This is a genomic window from Chitinophaga sp., from assembly GCF_036566945.1.
In the GTDB taxonomy this organism is placed as follows: domain Bacteria; phylum Bacteroidota; class Bacteroidia; order Chitinophagales; family Chitinophagaceae; genus Chitinophaga.
The window spans coordinates 1-5,486 of the sequence record NZ_DATCVJ010000544.1 but is presented as its reverse complement, the minus strand read 5'-3'; the positions used below and the strand labels follow the sequence as shown (position 1 = coordinate 5,486).

Sequence of the window (5,486 nt, the reverse complement as noted above, 5' to 3'; positions counted from 1 at the left end):
AAAAGAATTACGAATTACGAATTACGAATTACGGGACTAACAGGTAGTTAATCTCCCCGCCAATCCGTAATTCGTAATTCGTAATTCGTAATTCTTCTCCTCATGATCCGGAACTCTATTAACATTATCCGAAAAACACTGATTTCCCCTATCCACCAGTTTTTGAAAGACAGCAGGGCGGTAGGAATTGTACTCATCGTATGTACACTGGCCTCTATGATACTGGCCAATTCAGCTGTTCAGGCGGATTATGTGGGATTCTGGAATAACCTGTTCGATCCGGCCGGCGGACATCATTATCAATACCGGGCATTACACCTGCCCAACTCCTACCTGTTATGGATAAACGATGGCATGATGGTGCTGTTCTTTTTCCTGGTAGGCATGGAAATAAAGCGGGAACTGACCGTAGGAGAACTTTCTTCTGTCAGAAAATCTATTTTACCCGTACTGGCAGCCGTTGGTGGTATGCTGTTTCCTGCGCTCATCTTCGCCCTTTTTAATAAAAACACACCGTATGCGCATGGCTGGGGCATCCCTATGGCCACTGATATTGCCTTCTCCCTGGGTATTTTATCCCTGCTGGGCAAAAGGGTGCCGGTAGGCTTAAAAATATTCCTGATGGCCCTTGCCATCATCGATGATCTGGGTGCTATATTAACCATTGCCATATTTTACACCCCACATCTGGACGTAAAATACCTGCTGATTGGCGGCGCCGTATTTTTAATTCCCCTGTTACTGAATTATTTTAAAGTACAAAGACTGATATTTTATTACATCCCCGGACTGGTACTGTGGTACTGTCTTTTTAATTCAGGTGTACATGCCACCATTGCGGGCGTATTATTGGCATTTTGTATTCCGCAAGAGCGGATTGCCCAGCTGGTACACAGTTTACATGACCCGGTTAACTTTGTCATTATGCCAGTTTTTGCTTTAGCCAATACTGCCATACAGTTGCCTTCCGATATTGCGGGCGCACTGCAGAATAACATCAGTTATGGTATTATGGCAGGCCTGGTGCTTGGAAAACCATTGGGGATTTTTACGCTTTCTTTTCTGGCAGTAAAATTAAAACTGGCCGCTCTCCCTTCAAAGGCAGGCTGGTTACAGCTTATAGGTGTGGGACTTATTGCCGGTATTGGGTTTACTATGTCCATTTTTATTTCTTCATTAGCCTACCAGGAGCGGGAATTACAAATCATTGCCATTATTTCCGTCATAGCCGCCTCACTGCTGGCTGGCATCGCAGGATTTATTTTTCTTCGCTTACTTAAGCCGGTTGGCATTGTTATTGTAAAGCAACCGTGATTTAGTTTTCGTCGTGTATATATACTTTAGAGATAAAGCCAACGTTTCTTAACGTGTATTTTTAAGTTTCAATTCAAACAACACATCTATGAAAAAAGTCGTGTTACTTTTCAGTCTGATCGCTATGCTGGCAATTCAGGCCAACGCGCAGAGAAAAAAGAGTTACAACAACAGCGATCCGTCCAACTACACTACTGCGCTGGGCGTACGTTTAAACCCATGGATAGTAGGTTTCACTATCAAACATTTTATCCAGGGACCTCATGCTATTGAAGGACTGGTAACTACTAACCATGAGCACAGAAATAATCTTACTATTACCGGATTATACGAATACAACTGGAATATTGGTTTACCAGAACTGAACATGTATGCCGGTGGTGGTGCGCATTTGGGCTTCTACGACCGTCGGGATTATGACTGGGATCGTTATGAAGACCATCATTTTAAAAATGGTTCCTACGTATCTCCAGGTCTGGATGGTATCATTGGAATTGAATATACTTTCAAAAAGATTCCTTTAAACGTTAGTGCCGATCTGAAACCTTACGTACAGTTTGTTGGACCCACCAACTATATGGGTGAGGAGATTGGCGGTGTGTCTGCCAGGTATACTTTTTAAACCAGGTTTGACCACTTCATTACAAACGGATCATGAGGCAAGCATGGTCCGTTTTTTTTATGTTCCTTATTTTGAAGTATTTTTAATGTTCAACTATCGGACATGAAAATCTTCACAGCAGCACAAATCAGGGAGGCAGATGCCTTCACGATCGCGCACGAACCCATCAGCAGTCCCGACCTGATGGAAAGGGCGGCAGGCAAGTGTGCTGCATGGCTGGAAGATCATTATTCCCCCCAACACCCTATTTATATTTTTTGCGGAAAAGGAAATAATGGGGGAGATGGCCTTGTCATCGCCCGTTTACTGCTCGATCATGGCTACACGGTGAGTACCGGCATATTGCAGCATAGCGCTAAAGCCAGTGCCGATCACCAACTTAAGCTACAAGACCTGCGGCTACAATATCCAACCGGGATTTATGAAATAGGAGATGTATCAGACCTCCCGGTTATCCCTCCCGGTGCAGTTATCATAGACGCCATTTTCGGTACCGGTATGAGCAGGCCAATAGATGGATGGGTGGCCGGCATAATACATCACCTCAATGACCAACGACAAAAACACCCTATTGTATCGATAGATATGCCTTCTGGCCTGATAGCAGATGAAAGTAACCGGCATGCCGCCGTGGTGCAGGCACATCATACCCTTAGCCTTGAATTTTACAAACTGGCTTTTCTCTTACCGGAAAATGCCCCTTATGCAGGCGAGGTACATATATTACCGATTGGCCTGCATCCGGACTATATAACGCAAACGCCTGCACGGTATCACCTCTCCGATAAAGAAATTATGCGGACTATTTACCGTCCCCGTGATCCGTTTGCACATAAAGGTACCTACGGTCATGCCCTGCTCATTGCGGGCAGCCACGGTAAAATGGGCGCCGCCGTACTGAGTGCCCGGGCCTGTTTACGCGCAGGTGTAGGGCTGCTCTCCTGCCATATTCCCCAATGTGGTTACGATATTATGCAGATCAGCGAACCATGCGCCATGTGCATTACAGATGAAAATGCCCACTACAATACGCATTTTCATTCCGATATTAACACGGCTTCCTATAAAACCATCGGGATTGGCCCCGGACTGGATACACAACCAGGCACCGTTAAATCACTGGAGCTGCTGCTCAATAGCTGGCAACGCCCTATGGTCATTGATGCAGATGCCCTTAATATACTCTCCGTATATCCGTACCTGTTATATAAGGTACCTGCAGGTTCTATACTGACCCCGCATCCAAAAGAATTTGAAAGACTCTTCGGCCCCAGTGCAAATGATACGGCACGACTCACATTATTGTCAAAGCAAGCCGTGAATCTGCAGATTTATATTATATTGAAAGGCCGGTATACCGCCATTGCCTGTCCTGATGGCGCAGTATATTTCAACAACACCGGCAATCCTGGTATGGCTACCGCTGGCAGCGGAGATGTACTGACGGGTATATTAACCGGCCTGCTGGCCCAGGATTATTCCCCCAAAGCAGCGGCCCTGCTGGGTGTATGGCTACATGGCTATGCAGGTGATCTGGCCGCCGCACATCTTTCGCAGGAAGCAATGACAGCAGCTGATATCATTAGCTGGCTCGGTAAAGCATTCCAGGAAGGTATCTGACGGACCATGTTATTTTTTTTTGCCCGAAACACTTACTCATGGGGCATGTGTGCAATAATTTTATTTATTACGTGCACAATTAATAATTTATGTTTTATATTCATTTGAATATTTTTTTTGGAATCCTATTATTTATTCATTACTAAACTTTTTTGTCAACCACGTTTTTAATAAATTTCGCTTACATGAATATAGTTTACCTCGTACCATGTTTTGGATTATTGGCTTTGTTATATACGGCCGTCAAGAGTTCCTGGGTTACAAAACAGGATGCTGGCAACGACAAGATGAAAGAGATAGCTCAGCACATTGCTGAAGGCGCTATGGCATTTCTTAAAGCTGAATATAAAGTCCTTATTTACTTTGTTATTATTGCCGCCCTGTTGTTAGGTTATATGGGGGCAACGCATGAAAATTCGCATTGGTCTATTGCATTGGCCTTCGTGATAGGCGCTGTATTTTCAGCTACTGCTGGTTTTATAGGTATGAAAATAGCCACCAAAGCTAATGTACGCACCGCTCATGCCGCTCGTACCAGTCTCGCAAAAGCGCTGCAGGTATCTTTCACCGGTGGTTCTGTAATGGGAATGGGCGTTGCTGGTCTTGCCGTACTGGGACTGGGATCTTTGTTCATTATATTGAAATCATATTTCGGGGCGGAAGCCAATACAGCGGAAATGATCAAGACCATTGAAGTACTCACTGGTTTTTCATTGGGTGCAGAAAGTATTGCCTTGTTTGCCCGTGTGGGTGGCGGTATTTATACCAAAGCTGCCGATGTCGGTGCTGACCTGGTAGGTAAAGTGGAAGCCGGTATTCCGGAAGATGATCCCCGCAATCCCGCCACCATTGCGGACAACGTAGGTGATAACGTAGGTGACGTAGCTGGTATGGGCGCCGATTTGTTCGGCTCTTATGTGGCTACCGTATTAGCCACCATGGTACTGGGTTCTGAAACCGTTTCCCACGATTCCTTTGGAGGCATCGCTCCTATCCTGCTGCCAATGATCATTGCAGGTGCAGGTATCATCTTCTCCATGATCGGAACTTTGTTTGTAAGAATCAGTGATACAGCAGGTTTAAGCACCAGCGTGGTACAAAAAGCCCTGAACATGGGTAACTGGGGCTCCATTATTTTAACTGCGGTTGTTTCTTATTTCCTGGTGAATTGGATTCTGCCGGATAATACCATGACTTTACGTGGCCACGAGTTTACCCGCGGAGAGGTATTTGGTGCTATCATGGTAGGACTGGCAGTAGGTACGCTGATCAGTATTATTACAGAATATTATACCGCAATGGGCAAACGCCCGGTGAAATCCATCATCCGCCAGTCGGCCACCGGTGCTGCTACTAATATTATTGGTGGTTTATCTGTAGGAATGGAATCCACTACCTTACCCATATTGGTGCTGGCAGCTGGTATCGCAGGTTCTTTCCACCTGGCAGGATTATACGGTGTAGCGATTGCAGCTGCCGGTATGATGGCCACCACTGCCATGCAGCTGGCTATTGACGCCTTTGGCCCTATTGCCGATAACGCCGGTGGTATCGCTGAAATGAGCGAACTGCCTAAAGAGGTAAGAGAAAAAACAGATATCCTGGATGCAGTAGGTAACACCACTGCCGCTACCGGTAAAGGTTTTGCCATTGCTTCTGCCGCATTAACAGCGCTGGCATTGTTTGCAGCCTTTGTTGGAGTAGCAGGTATTCAGGGCATCGATATTTATAAAGCCAATGTACTCGCCGGCTTATTTGTAGGCGGTATGATTCCATTTATATTTTCTTCGCTCGCCATTGCGGCCGTAGGTCGTGCTGCCATGGCCATGGTAGAAGAAGTACGCCGGCAGTTCCGCGAAATACCCGGCATTATGGAAGGTACCGGCAAACCGGAATACGATAAATGTGTGGCCATTTCCACCCAGGCATC

General features: G+C 45.8%; 4 protein-coding genes. All 4 read left to right on the top strand.

Annotated elements, in window-relative coordinates; all coding sequences use genetic code 11:
- Positions 1 to 102 precede the first annotated feature (102 nt).
- A complete protein-coding gene (gene nhaA / locus VIP81_RS16640; protein WP_331963209.1) occupies positions 103 to 1,314 on the top strand; it encodes a Na+/H+ antiporter NhaA in 1,212 nt (403 codons plus the stop codon).
- A gap of 88 nt (positions 1,315 to 1,402) precedes the next feature.
- Positions 1,403 to 1,936 (top strand): hypothetical protein, encoded by a 534-nt coding sequence (locus tag VIP81_RS16635; protein WP_331963205.1) that lies wholly within the window; start codon positions 1,403 to 1,405, stop codon positions 1,934 to 1,936.
- Between the two features lie 102 nt (positions 1,937 to 2,038).
- A complete protein-coding gene (locus VIP81_RS16630; protein WP_331963202.1) occupies positions 2,039 to 3,556 on the top strand; it encodes an NAD(P)H-hydrate dehydratase in 1,518 nt (505 codons plus the stop codon).
- A 185-nt stretch (positions 3,557 to 3,741) separates the two neighbouring features.
- Positions 3,742 to 5,486: sodium-translocating pyrophosphatase (locus VIP81_RS16625; protein WP_331963199.1), on the top strand; the 1,745-nt coding region annotated here is incomplete at its 3' end.

Bases quoted from the DNA above. Each gene is read 5' to 3' on its own strand.
- nhaA (WP_331963209.1), top strand. From the start codon at position 103: ATGATCCGGAACTCTATTAACATTATCCGAAAAACACTGATTTCCCCT.
- VIP81_RS16635 (WP_331963205.1), top strand. From the start codon at position 1,403: ATGAAAAAAGTCGTGTTACTTTTCAGTCTGATCGCTATGCTGGCAATT.
- VIP81_RS16630 (WP_331963202.1), top strand. From the start codon at position 2,039: ATGAAAATCTTCACAGCAGCACAAATCAGGGAGGCAGATGCCTTCACG.